Source organism: Parasphingomonas caseinilytica (assembly GCF_036663755.1).
Taxonomy (GTDB): domain Bacteria; phylum Pseudomonadota; class Alphaproteobacteria; order Sphingomonadales; family Sphingomonadaceae; genus Sphingomonas.
Genome location: NZ_JAXOJL010000001.1, coordinates 694,530 through 715,958, shown reverse-complemented (window position 1 = coordinate 715,958; position 21,429 = coordinate 694,530). Strand labels below are relative to the sequence as shown.

The 21,429-nt window shown below is 64.3% G+C and carries 16 protein-coding genes and 1 tRNA gene; 5 read left to right on the top strand and 12 right to left on the bottom strand.

Going from position 1 to position 21,429, the window contains the following annotated elements; all coding sequences use genetic code 11:
- Positions 1 to 254: 254 nt before the first annotated feature.
- The 5 genes from U1738_RS03335 to U1738_RS03315 all read right to left on the bottom strand — a co-directional run bounded on the left by U1738_RS03335 (position 255) and on the right by U1738_RS03315 (position 4,427).
- On the bottom strand, positions 255 to 1,241 hold the full coding sequence (locus U1738_RS03335; RefSeq protein WP_332787596.1) for an MlaA family lipoprotein: 987 nt from the start codon (positions 1,239 to 1,241) through the stop codon (positions 255 to 257).
- 117 nt (positions 1,242 to 1,358) lie between these two features.
- Complete coding sequence (locus U1738_RS03330; protein ID WP_332787595.1) at positions 1,359 to 1,967, bottom strand: glutathione S-transferase family protein; 609 nt, start codon at positions 1,965 to 1,967, stop codon at positions 1,359 to 1,361.
- A 5-nt stretch (positions 1,968 to 1,972) separates the two neighbouring features.
- Positions 1,973 to 2,776: an inositol monophosphatase family protein gene (locus U1738_RS03325; RefSeq protein ID WP_332787594.1), complete on the bottom strand. Its 804-nt coding sequence runs from the start codon at positions 2,774 to 2,776 to the stop codon at positions 1,973 to 1,975.
- A complete protein-coding gene (gene argJ / locus U1738_RS03320) occupies positions 2,776 to 3,996 on the bottom strand; it encodes a bifunctional glutamate N-acetyltransferase/amino-acid acetyltransferase ArgJ (RefSeq protein WP_332787593.1) in 1,221 nt (406 codons plus the stop codon). Before argJ ends, U1738_RS03325 begins: the two co-directional genes overlap by 1 nt.
- Before the next feature lie 44 nt (positions 3,997 to 4,040).
- The gene (locus tag U1738_RS03315; RefSeq protein WP_332787592.1) at positions 4,041 to 4,427 is read right to left on the bottom strand and encodes a winged helix-turn-helix transcriptional regulator; all 387 of its coding nucleotides are present in this window, start codon (positions 4,425 to 4,427) and stop codon (positions 4,041 to 4,043) included.
- Between the two features lie 114 nt (positions 4,428 to 4,541).
- Between U1738_RS03315 and U1738_RS03310 the strand changes: the two genes are divergently transcribed.
- Positions 4,542 to 5,294 (top strand): SDR family oxidoreductase, encoded by a 753-nt coding sequence (locus U1738_RS03310; RefSeq protein WP_332787591.1) that lies wholly within the window; start codon positions 4,542 to 4,544, stop codon positions 5,292 to 5,294.
- 64 nt (positions 5,295 to 5,358) lie between these two features.
- Here the strand turns inward: U1738_RS03310 and U1738_RS03305 are convergent, their stop codons facing one another.
- A complete protein-coding gene (locus U1738_RS03305) occupies positions 5,359 to 6,486 on the bottom strand; it encodes a zinc-binding dehydrogenase (protein ID WP_332787590.1) in 1,128 nt (375 codons plus the stop codon).
- A gap of 381 nt (positions 6,487 to 6,867) precedes the next feature.
- Here U1738_RS03305 and U1738_RS03300 point away from each other — a divergent pair, with 381 nt between their 5' ends.
- Entirely contained in the window at positions 6,868 to 7,143 is a 276-nt protein-coding gene (locus U1738_RS03300) for a hypothetical protein (protein WP_332787589.1), read from the top strand.
- A gap of 106 nt (positions 7,144 to 7,249) precedes the next feature.
- On the top strand, positions 7,250 to 9,988 hold the full coding sequence (gene secA / locus U1738_RS03295) for a preprotein translocase subunit SecA (RefSeq protein ID WP_332787588.1): 2,739 nt from the start codon (positions 7,250 to 7,252) through the stop codon (positions 9,986 to 9,988).
- Between the two features lie 203 nt (positions 9,989 to 10,191).
- On the opposite strand, the gene U1738_RS03290 is transcribed toward secA, so the two are convergent.
- From U1738_RS03290 to moaA, 4 genes are all read right to left on the bottom strand, one after another.
- Positions 10,192 to 10,794 carry a CC0125/CC1285 family lipoprotein gene (locus U1738_RS03290; protein WP_332787587.1) on the bottom strand — a complete coding sequence of 201 codons (603 nt, stop codon included), beginning with the start codon at positions 10,792 to 10,794 and terminating at the stop codon, positions 10,192 to 10,194.
- Positions 10,795 to 10,980: 186 nt separating this feature from the next.
- Positions 10,981 to 11,055, bottom strand: a tRNA-Asn gene (locus tag U1738_RS03285).
- 78 nt (positions 11,056 to 11,133) lie between these two features.
- Positions 11,134 to 11,910, bottom strand: coding sequence for an NAD kinase (locus tag U1738_RS03280; protein WP_332787586.1), 777 nt, complete (start codon positions 11,908 to 11,910; stop codon positions 11,134 to 11,136).
- Complete coding sequence (gene moaA / locus U1738_RS03275) at positions 11,907 to 12,902, bottom strand: GTP 3',8-cyclase MoaA (protein ID WP_332787585.1); 996 nt, start codon at positions 12,900 to 12,902, stop codon at positions 11,907 to 11,909. Before moaA ends, U1738_RS03280 begins: the two co-directional genes overlap by 4 nt.
- Before the next feature lie 171 nt (positions 12,903 to 13,073).
- Between moaA and U1738_RS03270 the strand changes: the two genes are divergently transcribed.
- Positions 13,074 to 15,056, top strand: a complete 1,983-nt coding sequence (locus tag U1738_RS03270) for a putative bifunctional diguanylate cyclase/phosphodiesterase (RefSeq protein WP_332787584.1) — start codon at positions 13,074 to 13,076, stop codon at positions 15,054 to 15,056.
- A complete protein-coding gene (locus U1738_RS03265; RefSeq protein ID WP_332787583.1) occupies positions 15,053 to 15,475 on the top strand; it encodes a YybH family protein in 423 nt (140 codons plus the stop codon). The genes U1738_RS03270 and U1738_RS03265 overlap by 4 nt, the downstream gene beginning before the upstream one ends.
- Positions 15,476 to 15,630: 155 nt before the next feature.
- Here U1738_RS03265 and U1738_RS03260 read toward each other — a convergent pair whose 3' ends face one another.
- The gene (locus U1738_RS03260) at positions 15,631 to 17,646 is read right to left on the bottom strand and encodes a M13 family metallopeptidase (protein ID WP_443026981.1); all 2,016 of its coding nucleotides are present in this window, start codon (positions 17,644 to 17,646) and stop codon (positions 15,631 to 15,633) included.
- Between the two features lie 181 nt (positions 17,647 to 17,827).
- Positions 17,828 to 21,280 (bottom strand): transcription-repair coupling factor, encoded by a 3,453-nt coding sequence (mfd, locus tag U1738_RS03255; RefSeq protein ID WP_332787581.1) that lies wholly within the window; start codon positions 21,278 to 21,280, stop codon positions 17,828 to 17,830.
- Between the last annotated feature and the right edge of the window lie 149 nt (positions 21,281 to 21,429).

The window sequence follows — 21,429 nt, the reverse complement described above, 5'->3', positions numbered from 1 at the left end:
TGAAGTTAACGCCATTTTAACCATTGGCGAGTCAAGTATCCCGGAGCGGAAAAGTGATGATTTGGCCGATCAAATCGGCATATTTTTGTGGGACAAAAATATATTGCATCCGCAAGCAACTCTGCTGCGTATATACTTCCTTACCCCGCTCAAATCTTCAGTATTGTGGCCTAAAAAATAGGCTTTTTGAGAGATTTAAGCGCCGTTAGTCTGAAAATCGCAGCATCGCCGGTGACTGTATGGGATCGCGCCCGTCACTTCTTCGGCGTGTTCCCCGAATCGGATGGAGCCGCGTCTTGCGGAGCGGATTCGGGTTTCGGTGCGGGTGAAGCGGGAGGCTTGCTCTTCAGTCGGATCGGGCCGGTCGGGGCTTCGGACATCGGGCTGCTGTTGTTGATCGCCCGTCCGCGCAGATGGTCGATCTCGGCCTGGCGGCGCTGGAGGTAGAAGGCGCGGGTGTTGGCGTACGGATCCGGCACATTGTCGTGCAGCGTGTGCAGCGTCTCGTCGAACTCGGCGCGGTGATCGAGTACGCCGAGCACACCGAAGGGGATCGCGAATTGCGGTTTGGTGATGCGCCGGCCGAATGCGATCGGCAGGATCAGGCGATCCACCGTGCCGCCGAACAGATCGCGTACTGTCGTCGGGCCCACGATCGGCAGGAACATGAACGGCCCCGATGGCACGCCGTAAAAGCCCAACGTGTTGGCGAAGCCGTTGCTGCGGCGGGGCAGCTTGAAGGTCTTGCGCTTGGCCATGTCGAAGATGCCGAGCACACCGACGGTCGAATTGATCGCGAAGCGCGCGACAGTCTCCGCCGCCTTGCCGATTTTGTGCTGCAGGACGAAATTCACGAAAACCACCGGCTCACGCAGATTGTAGAGCACGTTGTGCACGCCACTGCGGAAAGGCGACGGAACGGTCCTTTTATAGGCCATCGAGATCGGGCCGATCAGCGCATCGTCAACCGCCTGCGTGGCGTTGAACGCGGTGACGTTGACCGAGCGCAGCGGATCGGGCGCGCTGGATGGATCGCGTCCGGTGACGACGATTTCGCCCTGATCTTCGGGATGCGCTGGCGCAGGCTTGGTCGTCTGGCCGACGACAGGCGGTTCGGCCGGCGCGGGCGAGGACGGCGTTTCCTGCGGGGCGGCGGTCGTCGTTGGCGCAGCCTCGACGGATTGCGGGGTGACCTGCGCCATCGGCGTGACGGCAAGCACCGTCGCAGTCGTCAGAATCAACAAGCCCAATTGTACGCCCTTCGCCTGATCCCCAATACGTACGAGGACTTATCCCTGAAACATAGTCTGCGATGATTTTGAACCGAAATCATCCACCGTCCGGGGGATGGAACAGCGTCAGGTGAGCGGAATCATCACACTGACGACGAATGCGGGCCGATCGCGCAGACGATCGTACCAATTTCGGACATTGCGGAGCGTCGGACGGGCGATGTCGAGCGTGAACCAAGTGTGGATGTAGACGCCCATCGGCACGTCGCCGAGCCCGAAACCGTCGCCCGACAGCCAGGGTCGATCCGCCAAAGTGGCGTCCAGGATAGCCAACAGCTTCGCACACGCCTCCGCCGACCGGACGATCGCCGCCTCGTCGCGATCCTGCGGTGCCTTGCGCACGAGATTCAAGAACGCGTCGCGCTGCGCATCGGCATAGCCGAATTGCCAGTCCATCCAGCGATCGGCCCGCGCTCTTGCCGCTGCATCTGCGGGCCAGAACGCCGGCGAGTGGGCGGCGGCGAGATAGCGCAGGATCGCGTTCGATTCCCACAAGACGAGGCCGTCATCCTCGATCGTCGGGACCAGCGCATTGGGATTGAGCGCGAGATATTTCGCGCTCATGCCGAATGGCCCGCCGACATCGTGGCGGACGAACGGCAGGCCGATCTCGTCGGCGAACCACGCGACCTTCTTCACATTGTGCGAATTGAGCCGACCCCAGATCGTCAGCACCGCGTTCAGCCGAACAGCACGCGCGCTGCGTGGTCCCACAGAGCCGGAGAGGCGGCGCCGATCATGCCGCGTCGCGTATCGCCGACGCGGTAGTCGCTGCCATCGGGACGGCGGACCACGCCGCCGGCCTCGGCGACGAACAACGCGCCTGCCGCGTGGTCCCAGGGCAGGGTGCGGTTGAACAAAGCGATGTCGTTGGTGCCGAGGACCAGCCGGGGATATTGCTCGGCGGCGCAGCGCGGGATCGCCGTGAGCATGAGTTCGCCGTCCGCGCGACGGGCGATATCGGCGCGTTCCTCGTCGGTCAGGAAATAGGTCGCGATGGCGGTGATCGGCAGCGCCTGGCCGCTCGGCCGGGCCATGATGCGCTGCCGGTCGATATGCGCGCCGCCATCGCGCACGGCATGGCACAGGCGGTCCGACACGGGGTCGAGAATCCAGCCGACCTGAGTCACGCCATCCTCGACCAAGGCGATCATGATGCCGAACGGGGACTTTCCGGCGGCGAAATTGTTGGTGCCGTCGATCGGATCGATAATCCACACCCGGCCACGATCGATACCGTCGAGCAAAGCGGGTTCGGCGGCGCAGGCTTCCTCGCCCACGATGCGCGCCCGTGGGTCGATCGCGGCAAGGCCGGCGGTCAGCGCATCCTCGCTTTCGCGGTCGGCGATCGTGACGAGATCGTCGGGCGCTTTTTCCTCGATTTCGGCGGCGGCGAGGTTCCGGAAGCGTGGCAGGACTATGTCGCGTGCGACCTGGCGCATCAGCGCGACGACGGCGTCGTGATGCGCGTTCGACTGCGCCATCAAGAACGGTAATCCGCGTTGATCGAGATGTAGCCGTGCGTCAGATCGCAGGTCCACACCGTGGCGCGGCCTTCGCCGAGGCCGATGTCCACGCCGATATCCACGTCGCTGCCTTTCAAGTGCGCGGCGACCGGGGCCTCGTCGTAACCCTCGACCGCGAGGCCGCCCTCGGCGACCTGCGTCTCGCCGAAGCGGATCGCGAGCTTGTCGCGCTCCGCCGCCTCGCCGGCCTTGCCTACCGCCATGACGATGCGGCCCCAATTGGCGTCCTCGCCGGCGATGGCCGTTTTGACGAGCGGCGAGTTGGCAATGCTCATCGCGATGCGGTGTGCGCTCTTGTCGCTTTCCGCGCCGTCCACGTCGATGCGGATGAACTTCGTTGCGCCTTCGCCGTCGCGTACGACTAGTTGAGCCAGTTGACCGCATAGATCGGCAAGTGCGGCGGCGAAGGCATCCGCGCCGTCGTCGTCGGAAGAGGCGAGGGGGGTGTTGCCCGCCTTGCCCGTCGCGAAGGCCAATACGGTGTCGCTGGTCGAGGTGTCGCTATCCACCGTGATGCACGAGAAGGTCTGGGCGTTGGCGGCGGTCAGGCAGCCTTGCAGGAACGCCGGATCGACCGCTGCGTCGGTGAAGATGAAGCCGAGCATCGTCGCCATATCCGGCGCGATCATGCCCGATCCCTTGATGATACCGACGAGGTTGACCGTCCTGCCCTGCACGATCGCGGAGGTCGTCGCGGCCTTGGGGAAGGTGTCGGTGGTGCCGATCGTATCGGTCGCGTCGCGCCAGCTGCACACCTCGGCCGCAAAGGCGGCGTCCAGCCCGGCCTCGGCCTTGTCGATCGGCAGCGGCACGCCGATCACGCCCGTGGAGGCGACGAACACGTCCGACGGCTGACAGCCGAGATGCTGGGCGGTGCGCGCGGCGATCGCCTCGACGGCGGCGCGTCCGCGGTTGCCGGTGAAGGCGTTGGAGTTCCCGGCATTGACCACCAGCGCCCGCGCCTGCCCGAGGGTCAGCGCCTTGCGGCACCATTCGACCTCGGGCGATGGGCATTTGCTCTGCGTCGTGACACCGGCGACCGTCGTGCCCGCATCCAGCGTGACGAAGGTCAGGTCGCAGCGATCCCATGTCTTGTAGTGCGCGCGGGCGACGCGCGGCGCGACACCGGGAATCGCGGGCAGGACGGGGTAGGGCGTTGCGAGCGGCGAGATGGTCATGTGCGCTCTCTTAGAGGGCGAGCCGCCCCAAGCAAATAACTGGTTCAGGCGGAGGAGCGCGCGTCGAACGCGGCGCGGCTGTCCTCGATCCGCCGCAAGTTCGCCTCCGCCCAGGTCCATACACCGCAAAATGCCTCGGACAGGCTGTGGCCGAGATCGGTCAGCCGATATTCCACCCTGGGAGGCACGACCGGATGGATCGTGCGAATGACGAGGCCGTCGCGTTCCATTTGCCGCACGGTCTGGGTCAGCATCTTCTGGCTGATTCCGCCGACCGCCTGCCCCAACCGCGTGAAGCGCAACTCGCCATGCTCGGTCAGCGCTTCCAGCACCAGCATGGTCCATTTGTCGGCAACGCGGCCGATGATCTCCGTGACGAGCGCCTCCACTTCGGGGGACACTTCGGGATAGGTTTTGGCTTGAGCGGTCATGCTTTCCTCGGGGTAAGTACCGCACATTACGGTGCCTACTTTCTGATGGAGAGCATGATTTCTATATCGCTCTTCACGCGTTGGCGAGACGCGAAATCATCGAAGGACACTCCCATGAACATTACCGGCAATACGATCCTGATCACCGGCGGCAGCGCGGGCATTGGCCGCGCGCTGGCCGAGGTGCTGCAGGCGGAAGGCAATACCGTCATCGTCACAGGCCGTCGCGAAGCGGCATTGAAAGAGGTCGTCGCGGCCAATCCGGGCATGGATCATGCGGTGCTCGACGTCAGCGACGCCGATGCGATCGTAGCGTTCGGGGCACGGGCCGCCAGAGACTGGCCGGCGCTGAACGTGGTGATCCACAATGCCGGCATCATGATCGCCGAGGATCTGACGGCGGACGCGTGGGACTTGGGTGTGGCGGAGGACATTATTGCGACCAACCTGCTCGGCCCGATCCGGCTGACGGCGGCGTTGCTGCCGCAGCTGAAAGCGCAGCAAAATGCGGCAGTGGTGACGGTGTCTTCGGGCCTCGCATTCGTGCCGTTGGCGATCACGCCGACCTATAACGCGACCAAGGCGGCGATCCATTCGTGGAGCCAGTCGCTGCGCCACCAGCTGAAAGGCAGCGCGATCGACGTGATCGAGATCGCCCCGCCGGCGGTCGCCACCGATCTGATGCCGGGTCATGCCGAAAACCCCAATTCGATGCCGCTGGAAGCGTTCATCGGCGAGGTGGTCGATTTGCTCAAGGCGCATCCGCAGGGGCCGGAAATTCTGGTCGAGCGCGTTAAGATGCTGCGCGGTGCGGAGGCTTCGGGCAATTTCGACACGGTGTTCGGAATGTTGAACGGGCAGCACTGATCTGAAAATTGCCGGCTCCCCGTCCCGCCATGGTCGGCACGACGGGGAGCCGGCGATCCGTTCCTCAAACCTGCGGCGTGATAAGATACTTCTCGCCAGTCGCGCGCTTGTTGTACGCGGCGATGGTGGCCGGATCGATCGCCTCGGCCAGCGTGATGCGGCTGGTATAGGCGCTGGCGAAGGTCGTCTTCAGTTCCGCGCCAACCTTGGTGCGCAGCTTCGCGCTTTCCTCCTGCCCGACGCGTTGAAGGAAGTAGGTCAGCAGATAACCGCCGATCCCCCACGACATGCCGAAGCCGCGCGTCAGTTCGGTCGGCGCGGTGTTGAGTCCGCCATAGAGATAGACCTGCTTATACTGCGTCGAACCGTACGGGCCGTTGGCCTTCTGCGTCTTGAGCGCGGCGGCTTCCATCGCGGTCAGGATCTGGTTGGCGAGGCGGCCACCGCCGGTCGCGTCGAATGCGAGGAAGGCCTGAGTCTCGCCGATCGCGGCGACCAGTTCGGTGTGGAAATCGGGCTGGCTCAAATCGCATACATATTTGGCGCCGAGCGATTTGAGCAGATCGACCTGTTCCTGGCTGCGCACGATGTTCACCAGATCGACACCTTCGTTGAGGCAAAGCTTCACCAGCATCTGGCCCAGATTGGAGGCGGCGGCGGTGTGGATCAGTGCCTTGTAGCCATCCAGCCGCATCGTGCCGATCATGCTGAGCGCGGTCAGCGGATTGACGAACGACGATGCGCCTTCCTCGGCGGACGTGCCTTCGGGCACGATCATGCAGGCCACCGCCTTGGCAGTGCGATACGTGGAATACATGCCGCCGCCGGCCAGCGCGACGGTCTTGCCGAGCAGGGCCTGTGCGGCGGGGGCGGAGCCGGCCTTCACCACCAGCCCGGCGCCTTCGTTACCGATCGGAATCGAGATACCCTTCCGCGCAGCGACCGCACGGGCGAGCTTTTCGGGGATCGGGGCGGAGGCGCTGTCGTCGCCCGCTTCGAACGTGTCGCTATCCGCCACGGTCAGCATCACACCGAGATCGGACGGATTGATCGGCGCGGCATCGACGCGGATCAGCACTTCGTCGTCGGCCGGTTCGCCGACGGGCACGGTGCGCATCGCCAGTTCGAGGCGGCCGTCTTCGGTGACGGTGGAGAAGAGCTGCTTGCCCTGGGTGGGGATCGTGTCGGTCATGGAAATCCTGCTCCTGCGGTTCTGATGCGTCCGGGTGGAGTGTGGGTATGAAGCTTGGCCGCGTTTGACCAGTGGCTTTTTGAAACTGGCTGGTTGAGCGGGGGCTTTTTGGGGCGGGGCGATGCCTGATCTTCTCCCCTCCCTGGAAGGGAGGGGCGGGGGTGGGTCGCTATCGAGGGAGCGCTGTCCTCTCCCCACACCGACCCACCCCCAACCCCTCCCTTCCAGGGAGGGGAGTAGAGACGCCAGAAAGCAATTTCCCGCTTTCCCCATTGTCCAGACGACCGCCTCATTCCAGCACGGCCCGATCACGCACGCGAGTGGACGGCGGCGCTTTCAATCCCTATGTCGCGATTCAATCGACTTAAGGGGCCCTACCGCTTGAACCTGTTGCTGTTCCTCTCCGCCATCCTGAGCGCGCTGACCGGCGTGATCTCGGGCGGGCGCGTGGCGGAGGTTCAGGTCGAGCGTAGCTATGGCGCGAGCGCGCAGGCTCAGGCCTCGTCCGTCGTTCTTATCGCCCCGGTGCGGGCGATTCGGTCCTGGCTGGCGCTGGCCGGCGTCTGGGCTTCACCCGCTGCCACGATGCTTTCGATCGTCACGGCTGCTGCGCCTACCGCGCTGGCACCGCTCTATCTGGACAAGCCGCGCGAATAAGCCCGGCGGGCGCGGTGCCTCGTGGTGCGCGTCCCTTCAACGATTCCACCTCTATCTGCGCCCGGCGAACGCTCGTCCGCGCCTCTCATATCCACAGGAAATTGCCATGCTCGGCGGGTTAGCCAAATCGCTCTTCGGATCGTCCAACGACCGGTACGTCAAATCGCTCGGCGGGATCGTCGCGAAGATCGCCTCGTTCGAAAGCGCCGTTTCGGCGATGTCGGATGAGGATCTCGCCACGCAGACGGTGAAGTTCCGCGCCCGCCTGGCCGAGGGCGAGACGCTCGATGCGCTGCTGCCCGAGGCGTTTGCCACGGTGCGCGAGGCGGCCAGCCGAGTGCTGGGCCAGCGCCATTACGACGTGCAGATGATCGGCGGCATCGTGCTGCATCGTGGCGAGATCGCCGAGATGCGCACGGGCGAGGGCAAGACTTTGGTCGCCACGCTCGCCACCTATCTCAACGCGCTGCCGGGCGAGGGCGTCCACGTCATCACCGTCAACGACTATCTCGCCGCGCGCGATGCGGAGTGGATGGGGCAGGTGTACAACTTCCTCGGCCTGACCACCGGTACGATCATCCCGAACCTGACCGACCAGCAGCGCCGCGATGCCTATGCCGCCGACATCACCTACGGCACGAACAACGAATTCGGCTTCGATTATCTGCGCGACAACATGAAGTACGAACGCAGCCAGATGGTGCAGCGTCCGTTCGCGATGGCGATCGTCGACGAGGTCGATTCGGTGCTGATCGACGAGGCGCGCACGCCGCTGATCATCTCCGGCCCGACCGACGACAAGTCCGATCTGTATCGCTCGGTCGATCTGGTGGTGAAGGAACTGGTGCCGGAGGATTACGAAAAGGACGAGAAGCAGAAGACGATCATCCTGACCGAGGACGGCACGGAGAAGGTCGAGCGGATGCTGGAGACCGCCGGGCTGCTGCAGGGCGACAACCTCTACGATTTCGAGAACACGCAGGTCGTGCATCACCTCAACCAGGCGTTGCGCGCGATCGTGATGTTCAAGGCCGACACCGATTACATCGTCAAGGACGGCAAGGTCATCATCATCGATGAATTCACCGGCCGCATGATGGACGGCCGGCGCTGGTCGGACGGCCTGCACCAGGCGGTCGAGGCCAAGGAAGGCGTGACGATCGAGCCCGAGAACCAGACGATGGCCTCGATCACGTTCCAGAACTATTTCCGCATGTATCCGAAGCTTTCCGGCATGACCGGTACGGCCGCGACCGAGGCGGCGGAATTCTACGACATCTACAAGATGAACGTCGTGACCATCCCGACCAATGTCGAGGTGAAGCGCGTCGACGAGGAAGACGAATTCTACAAGGACACGCCCGACAAGTTCGCGGCGATCGCCAAGAAGATCAAGCATCACGCCGAGCTGGGTCAGCCGGTGCTGGTCGGTACGGTTTCGATCGAGAAGTCCGAACTGCTCAGCGACTTCCTGGTCAAGGAAGGCGTCGAGCATAAGGTGCTGAACGCGCGCTTCCACGAGATGGAGGCGCACATCGTCGCGCAGGCCGGGCGCAAGTCGGCGGTGACGATCGCAACCAACATGGCCGGGCGCGGTACCGACATCAAACTGGGCGGCAATTTGGAATTCCGCATGCTCGACGAGCATCCCGATTTCGTCGTCGGCACGCCCGATTACGACAATGCGGCGGCGCGCATCACGACCGAGATCGAGGCCGAGAAGCAGGCCGTGCTGGCGGCAGGCGGTCTGTTCGTGCTCGGCACCGAGCGGCACGAGAGCCGGCGCATCGACAACCAACTGCGCGGCCGTTCGGGCCGTCAAGGCGATCCGGGCCTGAGCCGCTTCTACCTCAGCCTGGACGACGATCTGCTGCGCATCTTCGGGCCGGACACGCTGTTCGCACGCATGATGCGCAACAATATCGGTGACGGCGAGGCGATCGGCAGCAAGTGGCTGAGCAAGGCGATCGAGACCGCGCAGAAGAAGGTAGAGGCGCGCAATTACGACATCCGTAAGCAGGTCGTCGAATATGATGACGTGATGAACGACCAGCGCAAGGTGGTGTACGAACAGCGCAGCGACATCATGGATGCCGAGACGGTCGGCGAAGTGGTCGAGGACATGCGCACCGAGACGGTCAATGCGATCGTCGGCGCGGCGTGCCCGCCCAATTCCTATCCCGAGCAGTGGGACGTTGCCGGCCTGCGCGAGAGACTGATGACGACGCTGGCGATCGATCCGCAGATCGAGGCGTGGCTGGAGGAAGAGGCGATCGATCCCGAACTGGTCGAGGAGCGCGTGCGCGCGCAGGCCGACGAGCAGGTCGCGGCCAAGGCGGCGCAGCTCGAGCCGGACGTGTGGATTCAGGTCGAAAAGTCGATCCTTTTGCAGAATCTCGACCATCACTGGAAGGAGCATCTGGCGACGCTCGATGCGCTCCGCCAAGTCGTCCATCTCCGCGCCTACGCCCAGAAAACGCCGATCAACGAGTATAAGCAGGAGGCGTTCTCATTGTTCGAACGTATGCTCGAAAATATCCGTGAGGACGTGACCCGCACCATCGCCTTCGCCGAATTCCAGGCGCAGCAGGCCCCGGCATTGCCGGACCTGCCCGACTTCATCACGACGCATTTCGACCCGTTCACCGGCGACGACAATAGCAACGATGTGGATGCCGGGTCGCTGGGGCTGATCCAGACGCGCATCCCGCCACTGTCGATCCCGCAGCCCTCGGGCGAGGATTTCGGCAGCGATCCGGACGAATGGGCGGGCAAGGTGAGCCGCAATGCGCCGTGCCCATGCGGATCGGGCAACAAGTACAAGCATTGCCACGGGGCGGTTTGACGAGACTTCGAGTTGCCGCCTTTTTCAAAAAGGCCGTTACCCTGAACTCGGCTCAGGATCCATTTCGCCTCTCGGGCGATCGTTGGTGAGGCGCGATGGATCCTGAAACAAGTTCAGGATGACGGCAGCTTTTATATATCGATCAGGCACAAAAAAGGGCGACCCTCGGGCCGCCCTTTTTCGTCTCAGCAATCGGTGATCCGTTACTTCGGCACCACCACGCTCGGCCCGATGCTATCGACCACCGCGCGGGCGTCGAAGGAGCGGATGTTGTCGCGTGGCTTGGGGCCCTTGCCGAGCACGATTTCCGCATTGGCCTCGAACTTGTCGATCGTCTGGATATCGACGCCGCGATCCCAGAACGGATCGCCGCCGAAACCATCCCACGAACGCCAGCCGAAGCCCCGGCCGCGATAGCGCCAGCTTGGGCCCCAGCCGCCAAACCCGGCATAGCCGAAGCCGCCGCCATATCCGAACCCGCCGCCGATGCCCGGCGTGCTGTAGGTGCGGCTACGCAGATCGGTCTGCTTGTCCACCAGGATGAAATTGTCGAAGCCGCGCGACAGCGTCAGTTCGGCGGCGCGGAACAGCAGGTAGCGCTCGACCGTGTCGCGCGAAGTGTAGCTGTTACCTGAAAAGCTGACGAGATAGCGGTTCGGCTCGATCTGGCGATCGCTATACCCGGTGCGGGCGAAACCCGACCCGGTGGCCGGTCGGTACGACGTCTCGGTCGCGCATGCGCCCAAGGTGAGGGTTGCGGTAGCAGCGAGCAACGCGCCACTGAATTTCAATCTGGACTGCGACATGACTTCCTCCGGGTGGTCGTCCCGTGCGGCGGGGCGACCGAGACCTGCTATGAGATGGGGAACGAACGATCCGGCACAAGTGTCCCGATGGACACGCCGCAAATATCGAACGCTTTGTCTGAACACAGGCTGACGGAAATGGCGTGAAGACGCCGGACACCCGCTTTTTCAGCGATGTCTGAAGACTGGCTCCCTGAGTAGGATTCGAACCTACGGCCGCTCGATTAACAGTCGAGAGCTCTACCGCTGAGCTATCAGGGAATGAAGCCGAGGGCGGCTCTATAAACGGCTGAAACGAGGATGCAAGGCTGTTTCGACGCGATCTTTTCACGAGGCTTTTCAGGCGGCGAATTGCTCCATCGTGATACGGTCGTCGAGCGCGTGTTCGGGATCGAACAGAAGGGTCAATTCGCGGGTGCGATCGATCGAGATATCCACGCGTGCGACATCACGCACTTCGCGCTGATCGGCGACGGCGCTGACCGGGCGCTTGGCGGGCTCGAGCACGCGGAGCGTGATGCGGGCCTTGTCGGGCAGGATCGCACCCCGCCAGCGCCGCGGGCGGAACGGGCTGATCGGAGTGAGCGCGAGCATCGCCGAGCCGAGCGGCAGTATGGGGCCCTGCGCGGAGAAATTGTATGCGGTTGAGCCGGCAGGGGTTGCCACTAGGATGCCGTCGCAGGCCAGTTCGGGCAGGACGATGCGATCGTTGAGCGTCACCTCCAGCTTGGCCGTCTGGCGGGTTTCGCGCAGCAATGAGACTTCGTTGATCGCGGGCAGGGTGACGACCTCGCCATCCATCGTCTCGGCGGTCATCGCGAGCGGCACGACCTTGAACGGTTTCGTGCGCGCCAGGCGGTCGTCCAGGCCGTGGCGACGCCATTCGTTCATCAGGAAACCGACGGTGCCGAGGTTCATGCCATAGACGGGCACCGGCGGTTTGCGCCGTTCCAGCATCGCGTGGAGCGTTTGCAGCATGAAGCCGTCGCCGCCCAGAGCGACGATCAGGTCGGCCTGCTCGACCGGCACCCAATCATGTGCGTCGGCCAGCTCCTTCGCCGCCGCCTGGGCTGGCGGGGTGGGCGAGGCGACGAGCGCGCGGCGTTGTTCGCTCATCCGCCGGTCACGCTCATGTGGCGGGAGACGGCGGGGGAGGCTGCGGTGATGTCGAAATCGTGGCGCTCGGGCTTGGTGTGCATCGCGGCGTCGAGCGCGGCGTCGAGACCGGATACGCCGTGTTCGCGCAGGATCGTTTTCAGATCGACCCGGTCGTCATGGCCGAGGCAGGTGTAGAGCAGGCCTTCGGTGGTCAGCCGCACCCGATTGCAGGTGCTGCAGAAATTGGCGGTGAGCGGGGATATGAGGCCGAGCCGCGTGTCCGTGCCGTCGATCCGCCAATAGCGCGCAGGGCCGCCGCTGCTGTGCGTGTCGCGGACCAGCGGAAATTCAGACTTTAGTTCGTCCATCACAGCGGTGAGGGGCAGGAACCGGTCGGTGCGATCCTCGTCGATCGCGCCGAGCGGCATCGTTTCTATAAGTGTCAGGTCCAGCCCCTCGTCACGGCACCACGCCAGCATTGGCGCGATCTCGCGATCGTTCTGGCCCTTGAGGGCGACCATGTTGATTTTGACGCTAAGACCCGCGTCACGAGCGGCGAAGATGCCACCGATGACCCGCGCTACGTCGCCGTGGCGGGTGATGTGGCGGAACAGGTCGGGATCGCGCGTGTCCAGGCTGACGTTGATGCGGCGCAGACCGGCATCGACCAGACCCTGCGCGTGTTCGGCAAGATGGTTGCCGTTGGTCGTCATCGTCAGTTCGTTCAGGCCTGCGCCGATATGGCGGCCCAAGCGGTGAACGAGCTGATCGACATCGCGGCGCACGAGCGGTTCGCCACCGGTGAGGCGGATTTTGCTGATCCCGCGAGCGATGAAGCGCTCCGCGATGATCGCCATCTCATCGAGACTGAGCACCTGCGCGCGAGGCAGGAACGTCATATGCTCCGCCATGCAATACCGGCAGCGCAGATCGCAGCGATCGGTGACCGAAATGCGCAGATAGGTGATCGTGCGACCAAAGGTATCGATCAGGGTGGGCGCACAGGTCATGGACGAGAGCTAAGCCTTTGGCGAGAGCGCGACAAGGGTTGGATGACGAACGGGGTTTGATGACGAACGGGGGTTGGATAACGCAGACTGCCGCAGGACGGCTTGTTCTTACTTTGTAAACGTCGGAGAGTGAAAGAAGGGACCAGGGCATTTTGGGCGGAAGGGATATTGTTGACCGACATACACCCGCCCCCACTCTACATCCTGTCGTTCCGCCAGCGCGACGAACTGGCTGCGTTGGCTGCAAGCGCCGGATGGCAGGTGGTTGCGGCACGACGCGCGGAAGGCGCAGAACGGCGCTTCCTCCACAGCGGGTCGGCGGTTGCGGTGATCGATGCGCGCGGTGCTTTGACCGAAGGCTTGGCGGCGGCCGAGGCGTTGAACGGCGCGATCGGATCCAACGGTGGCGCGATGCTGGCTTTGGTGTCGCGTGGCGATATCGCGAGCGTAGCGCGGTTCCATGACGCCGGGGCGACGCATTTCCTGGCCAGCCCATTCAGCGAAACGGAATTCGTCCAGGCGCTGCGCTTCGCCGCACGCCACGCCGAGCGTATGGCCGGCGAATGGCGGGCCAGCGCACCGGCCGATCCATTGGGCTGGCGCTTCGATCTGCGCGGCGGAACGATGCAGCTCACTCCGGCCTTCGCGCGATTGCTGGAGATCGCCGAGGACGCTCCGCCACGCGCGGTGTTGCGGACACTGGACCGGGCGGAGCGGCATGCGGCGTTTCTCGCGCTCCGGCGGCTGGCGGGCGAACGGGCGGCGACCGCCTTTGCGCACGATATCGGCGGGATCGGGCGCGTGGTGCAGCATCTGCAGCATGATCGTAAGGCGCAACGTATCGATGCGCTGGTAGAACCGCTGGGCAGCGCGCCGGATTCGACCGCGGCGATGCGCGAGGCGCTGGCCGGGGCACGGGATGCCGGGGGCGCGCGGCGCTGGGTCGAGCGGCGTCTGGCGACGGGCGGGCCGCTGGCGGTGGTATTGGTGGCGCTGAACCGGTTCGAGGTGGTCAACACTGCCTATGGCCGCGTGGCGGGCGATGCGTTGCTGCGAGGCGCGCATCGGCGGATCGAGGAAGCGGTGCGCGAGACGCTGGAAAAAGGCGCGTTGATCGCGCGGGTGGGCGGTTCCGAATTTCTGATCGCCACCGACGGTGCGCGGGAGCGGATCGACCTGGCCGTGGAGCGCATCGCCGGCGCGCTGGCCAAGCCATTCGTGGTGGGGGATTCGATCGCCGTACTCGGCTGCCGTATCGGCATGGCGGAGCGCGGCGACGAGGAAAATGCTGCAACTTTGCTGCGCCGCGCGAGCGAAGCTCTGGCCGATGCGAAAGCCTCCGACAGCGCGACGTTGCGCGTCGCCGATGCAGGCGAGGACGATGCGCCGGTCGATCGGCTGGCGAGTGAACTCGGCCCGGCGATCGATCGTGGCGAGATCGACATCGTGTTCCAGCCGCAGGTATCGATGGCCGATGGCGTGATCGTCGGGGTCGAGGCGCTGGCGCGCTGGGAACATGCCGTGTTGGGGACGATCGGTGCCGACCTGTTGTTCGCCGCCGCGGCGCGGGCCGATCTGGAAATCGCATTGTCGGACCATATCCAGCGCATCGTGCTGGACCGGGCGGCAGCGTGGCCGGCGGTGCTGTCGAAGCTGCGATTGTCGTTGAACCTGACGGCGGGAGATATCGCGCGGCCGGGTTTTGCGGACCTGTTCCTAGACCGGATCGACCAGAGCGGTTTCCCGCGCGGTCGGCTGACGCTGGAGATTACCGAGAGCGGGTTGATCGAGGATTTGAGCGTTGCCTCGGCGTTGTTGACGGTGTTCCGCCAGGCGGGGTGCCGCATCGCGATCGACGATTTCGGTACGGGCTATTCGAGTCTGGCGTATCTTAAGTCGCTGCCGCTCGATTATCTCAAGATCGACAAGAAGCTGGCGCAGGACATTACCGGCACGGCGCGCGACCGCGTGGTAGTGCGCGGCGTGATCGACATGGCGCGCTCGCTCGGCCTGTCGGTGATCGCCGAAGGGGTGGAGACCGAGGAGCAGCTTGAGTTGCTGGCGAAGGAAGGGTGCCAATATTATCAGGGCTTCCTGTGTTCCGAGGCGATTTCGACCGCCGCACTGGCGGCATTGATGGAGGCACGAGCATGATCGGTATCGCAATCGTGATGGCGGCCGCTGCGGCGACGCCCGCCACCGTCGCGCAGGCGCAGATCATGGCGGCGATGGCGGACAGTGCGGCGGGGTGGAATTCGGGCGACCTGGACCGCTTCATGCGCGTCTATTCGGATGCGCCGGATACGAGCTTCGTGGTCAAGGATGGCGTGATCACCGGCAAGGCAAGGATCGCGGCGCGCTATGCTCCGCGCTTCGCGCCGGAGGGCGCGGCGAAGCGGGGCAGTCTGTCGTTCGAGACGTTGCGCTTCATGTTGATCGATGCGCGGCATGCTTTGCTGGTGGCGCGCTATCGGTTGAAGATTGCGGGCGTGGCGGATCAGTCCGGGCCGACGACGTTGCTGTTCGTTAAGGAACGCGGCGGGTGGCGGATTTCGGCCGACCATAGTTCTTAAGACGAGTTACTTCTCGCAAATTTTCCCGTCATCCTCGCGAAGGCGAGGATCCCGCTTCTTCCAATTCATGCGGGGCAAGGCAGCGGGATCCCGCCTTCGCGGGGATGACGAACTGGGCGGCAACAAGATGCCGATGCCGCCCAGCCCGGATCCCATCACCAGATGCGAACGCGATCGGCCGGGGCCAGGTATTGCTTGTCGCCCGGTTTTACGTCGAACGCCTTGTACCAGGCGTCGGCGTTGCGCAGCGGGTTGATCGCGCGGATCTGGCCGGGGGAGTGCGGGTCGCTGACCAGTTGCTGGCGTAGCGCTTCGGTACGGAACAGCGTCCGCCAGACCTGGCCCCAACCGAGGAAGAAGCGCTGGTCGCCGGTATAGCCGTCGATCACCGGCGCCTTCTTGCCGCCGAGCGAATTGTGATAGGCATCGAGCGAGATCAGCACGCCGCCGAGATCGCCGATATTCTCGCCCATCGAGGCGCGGCCGTTGATGTGGACACCGGGCAGGCCTTCGAAGCTGTACGCCTCGTACTGCCCGCCGAGTTTCACCGCCTGCACTTCAAACTTTGCGGCATCCTCCGCGGTCCACCAGTCGCGCAGCACGCCCTTGCCGTCCGACTTGCGACCCTGATCGTCGAAGCCGTGGCTGATCTCGTGCCCGATCACGCCGCCGATGCCGCCATAGTTCACAGCATCGTCCGCCTTGGGATCGAAGAAGGGCGGTTGCAGGATGGCGGCGGGGAAGACGATCTCGTTCTTCACCGAGTTGTAATAGGCGTTCACGGTCTGCGGGGTCATGCCCCATTCGGCCTTGTCGACCGGCTTGCCCAGGCGGACCCGGCGATAGTCATATTCGAACCGGCCGGAGCGTTCGGCATTGCCGACCACGTCGCCCGGCCGGATATCCAGCGCGGAATAGTCGCGCCATTTGTCGGGATAGCCGATCTTGACGTTGAAATTGGCGAGCTTGGCCAGCGCCTCCTGCTTGGTCGCCTCACCCATCCACGGCAAATTCTTGATCCGCCCGCCGAGCGCGACGCGCAGATTGCCGACGAGCGTGTCCATCTTCGCCTTGGAGGCCGGCGGGAAATACAGGGCGACGTAATCGCGCCCGATCGCCTCGCCCAGCGCGCGTTCCGAGAAGGCGACGCCGCGCTTCCAGCGTTCGCGCTGCTGCGGCTGGCCGTTGAGGAATTTCGAGCGGAATTCGAAATTGGCATCGACGAAGCGCTTCGACAGCATCGGCGCGATATCGTCGGCGGTGCGGAACGCTTCCCACGCCTTCAGCGTATCGAGATCGGTGGTGGCGAAGATTTCGGCGATCTTGGGAATCGCGGTGTTCTGCGCGACGATCACCTTTTCCGCATTGTTCATGCCGGTCGCGGTCCAGAACGTCGCCCAGGGGAAACCAGGGGCCTGAGCCTGCAGTTCGTCGAGCGTCATGAGGTTGTAGGTCTTGTCGCGATCACGGCTTTGCGCGCGGGTCCAATGGGCCTGCGCGATCTTCGTTTCCATCGCCACGATCTTCGCGGCAGCGGCCTCGGGTTCCGCCCAGCCGGACATGCCGAGCACTTGCGCTACATATTGCTGATAGCGTTCGACCTGCGGCTTGAATTTCGCATCGAGATAAAGGTCGCGATCACCCAGGCCGAGGCCCGACTGGCGCAGGTACAGCGCATAGACGTCCGGGTTCTTGGCGTCGTCACTGACGCCGGAGCCGAAGAAGCTGGCGCCGAAGCCGCCCATCGACTGGCCCATCAGCCTGGCAATGTCGTCCTTCGATGCGGCGGCCTTGACCGCGGCGAGGCGCTGCGTGAGCGGCGCGGCATCGGCCTTCTCGATCGCGGCTTCATCCATGAACCCGCGATAGAGCGTCGCGATCTTGGTGCGGTCGGGCTGGGTCGTGTCGCTTGGCTGGTAGCCCTCGATCAGTTTGCGCAGCCGTGCTTCCGAGACATCGCGCAGCACGGCGAACGCGCCGTAGGAGGAGCGATCGGCGGGGATCTTGGTATTCTTCGCCCAGGTGCCGTTGACGTATTCGAACCAGTCGTCGCCGGGCTTCACGCTCTTGTTCATGCCGGCGAGGTCGAAGCCCCATGCGCCGTAGCTGGCGGCGGCATCGGCGCTCGTGCCGGCATGAGCACTGGAATCTTGGGGTACGATCGACTGCATCGTGCAGCCGTCATCGAGACAGGCGTGATCCTGCGCGAGTGCGGGCATCGCGGCGCCGAGCGCGATGATCGAGGCGATAGCGGCTAACTTCTTGATCACAAGCAACTCTCCGGGGGAAGATGGTGCGCGGCCCGGGATCGGGCGCTGTGATCACGTTGCCCGAAGACGCCGCAGTCCGCAATCAGCCCGCTGCCTTGGCCAGCCCCTTCGACAATTGCAGCGCGCCGTTGAGGCGGGATTTGGGATCGCCCCAGATACGGTTAACCACCAGCTTGCTGTCCGGGCGCAGCTTCGCCACGCCGTTCAGCTTGTCGACCCAAGCCAGCAGCCCCGGAATGTTCGGTGGTGTATCGTCGTGGAAGGTGACGAGTGCGCCCTTGGGGCCGATATCGATCTTTGCGACACAGGCTTTCTTGGCGTTCAGCTTGATCTCGATGACTTTGACGAGATTTTCGGTCGCGTCGGGCAAGGCGCCGAAGCGGTCGATCATCTCGGCGGCGAACGCCTCCAGGCCGTCCTGATCGTCCACGTCGTTGAGGCGGCGGTACAGGCCCATGCGCAGATCGAGATCGGGGACGTATTCTTCCGGGATCAGGATCGGCGCGTCGACGGTGATCTGCGGGCTGAAATCCTTCGGGCGCAGCTTCTGTCCGCCGGCCTTGGCGTCCATGATCGCCTCTTCCAGCATCGACTGGTAGAGTTCGTAGCCGACCTCCTTGATGTGACCCGATTGTTCGTCGCCCAGCAGATTGCCGGCACCGCGAATATCGAGATCGTGGCTGGCGAGCTGAAACCCCGCACCGAGACTGTCGAGATCGGACAGCACCTTCAGGCGCTTCTCCGCCGTCTCGGTGACGATGCGGTTGGGCGGCGTGGTCATATACGCATAGGCGCGGGTCTTGGCGCGGCCAACACGGCCACGCAGCTGATAGAGTTGCGCGAGGCCGAAGCGGTCGGCGCGGTGGATGATCATCGTGTTGGCGCTGGGGATGTCGAGGCCGGATTCGACGATCGTGGTGGAGACCAGCACCTCGAACTTCTTGTCGTAGAAGGCCGACATGCGCTCCTCGACTTCGGTCGCGGACATCTGGCCGTGTGCGACGACGGCGCGGACTTCCGGAACGTGATCGCGCATGAACTGCTCGATCTCGGGGATGTCGGCGACGCGTGGTGTGACGAAGAAGCTCTGCCCGCCGCGATAATGTTCGCGCAGCAATGCCTCGCGCAGGACGACCGGATCCCACGGCATGATGTACGTGCGCACGGCGAGACGATCGACCGGCGGGGTCTGGATCACGGAGAGTTCGCGCAGGCCAGACATCGCCATCTGGAGCGTGCGCGGGATCGGCGTCGCGGTGAGCGTGAGGACATGGACGTCGGTCTTCAGCGCCTTCAGCCGTTCCTTGTGCGTCACGCCGAAACGCTGTTCCTCATCGACCACGACGAGGCCGAGGCGCTTGAACTCGATGCCCTTGGCGAGGATCGCGTGCGTGCCGATGACGACGTCGATCTGCCCGCCGGCGAGACCCTCCTTGGTCGCCTTGGTCTCCGTCGTGCCGACCAAGCGGGAGAGGCGGCCGACATTGATCGGGAAGCCTTCGAAGCGCGCGGCGAAATTGTTGAAATGCTGGCGCGCAAGCAGGGTGGTCGGGCAGACGATTGCGACCTGCATGCCGGCCATCGCCGCGGCGAAGGCGGCACGCAGGGCGACTTCCGTTTTGCCGAAGCCGACATCGCCGACGACGAGCCGGTCCATCGGCGTGCCCTTGGCCAGATCGCCCAGCACGTCGTTGATCGCGCGATCCTGATCGTCGGTTTCCTGATAGGGGAAGCGATCGACGAACTGGGTGTAGCCGTGGTCGATCTCGATCACGTCGGCCGGGCGCAGCGCGCGTTCGGCAGCGGTGGCAATGAGTTCGCCCGCGATTTCGCGGATGCGCTCCTTCATCCTCGACTTGCGGCGCTGCCACGCTTCCCCGCCTAGCTTGTCGAGCGACGCACCTTCGCTGTCGGAACCGTAACGCGACAGGACTTCGAGATTTTCTACGGGGACGAACAATTTGTCGCCGCCGGCATAGCTGAGCGCGACGCAATCGTGCGGGCTTTGGCCCACGGGAATCGAGGTCAGGCCCTCATAACGGCCGATGCCGTGATCGGCGTGAACCACGAGATCGCCCGGCGTGAGCATCGCCAGTTCGGCGAGGAACGCGTCGGCGGATTTCTTGCGCTTTTTGCGGCGGACGAGCCGGTCGCCGAGCATGTCCTGTTCGGTGAGCAAGGCGACGCCGGGCGCGGTGAAGCCGTGGTCGAGTTGCAGGACGAGAAGGGCGACATTGCTGGCGGCGATGCCTTGCGCTTCCTGCCATGTGTCGACCTTGGTCGCACTCTTCAGGCCGTGATCGGCGAGCAGGGAGGACAGCCGCTCGCGCGCGCCGATCGAATAGCTGGCGAGAATGACCTTCTTGTCGTTCTTGCGCAGCGCCTCGACATGCTCGACCACCGCCTCGTAGACGTTGACGCCGGACGAGCGTTCGGCCCCGAAATCGCGTGGGCCATCGACGTTGAAGTCGAGCACCGTCGCCGATTCGGGTTCGTGGAACTGGGTCGTCTGATGCGTGGGAATAGCATCGGCGCGTTCGGCGAATTCCTTCGCGGTCAGATAGAGCGCGTCGGCGGGCAGGGGGCGATAGCTGCCCGGATCGCTGCGTTGCGCGGCGACCCGGTTGCCGTGATAATCGGTGATCGCATCGAAACGCTGCTCCGCCGCGCCGATCACCCCGGCGTCGCGCACGACGACCGCGCCATCCCCGAGGTGATCGAACAGGGTCGCCATCTTCTCTTCGAACATCGGAAGCCAATGTTCCATACCGGCGAGACGGCGGCCTTCACTGATCGCCTGATACAGCGGATCGCCGGTCGCAGTGGCGCCAAAGCGTTCGCGGTAGCGGCTGCGGAAACGCTTGATACTGTCTTCGTCGAGCAGGGTTTCCGAGGCAGGCAGCAGCGTGAAACCCTCGACGCGGCCGGTGGTGCGCTGATCCTGCGGATCGAAGGTGCGGACGGATTCGATCTCGTCACCGAAGAAATCGAGCCGCAGCGCCTGGTCGCGCCCGCTGGGGAACAGATCGACCAGACCGCCGCGCACGGCGAATTCACCCGAATCCGCGACCGTCTCGACCCGGACATAGCCGTTGGCCTGCAACATCATCGCGAGCCGATCGCGATCGATCCGCGCCTTTGGTGCGAGCGTGGTGACGAGCTGGCGGATGCGGAACGGCGTCAGCGTGCGTTGCGCGGCGGCATTGGCAGTGGTGACGAGGAGCTGCGGGGCCTTGGTCGGCTGTTGCAGGCGATGGAGCGTCGCCATGCGTTCGGCCATGACGCCGAGCGTCGGGCTGGCGCGATCGTAAGGCAGGCAATCCCAAGCGGGGAAGGTCAGCACTTCCAATTCGGGTGCGAACACCTGTGCGGTCGCGGCGATCGCGCGCATCGCGGCTTCGTCCGGCGCGATGAACACGGCGCGCGTCGGCGCGGCGCGGGCGAGATCGGCAAGCAGCCACGGTTCGAACCCCGTCGGCACGCCGGACAGGGTGAGGGGGGACTTGGCGGCGAGGATTTTTTTCAGGTCGGGCATTTTCAACTCGATAGCCCCTCCCCTTCAGGGGAGGGGTCGGGGGTGGGGCGTGCGTCTGCACGCTTGAAAAGAATCCGGTATTCCGAGGAAACTTCCCGGTCTGGTATTTGCGGCACGGCCCCACCCCAACCCCTCCCCTGAAGGGGAGG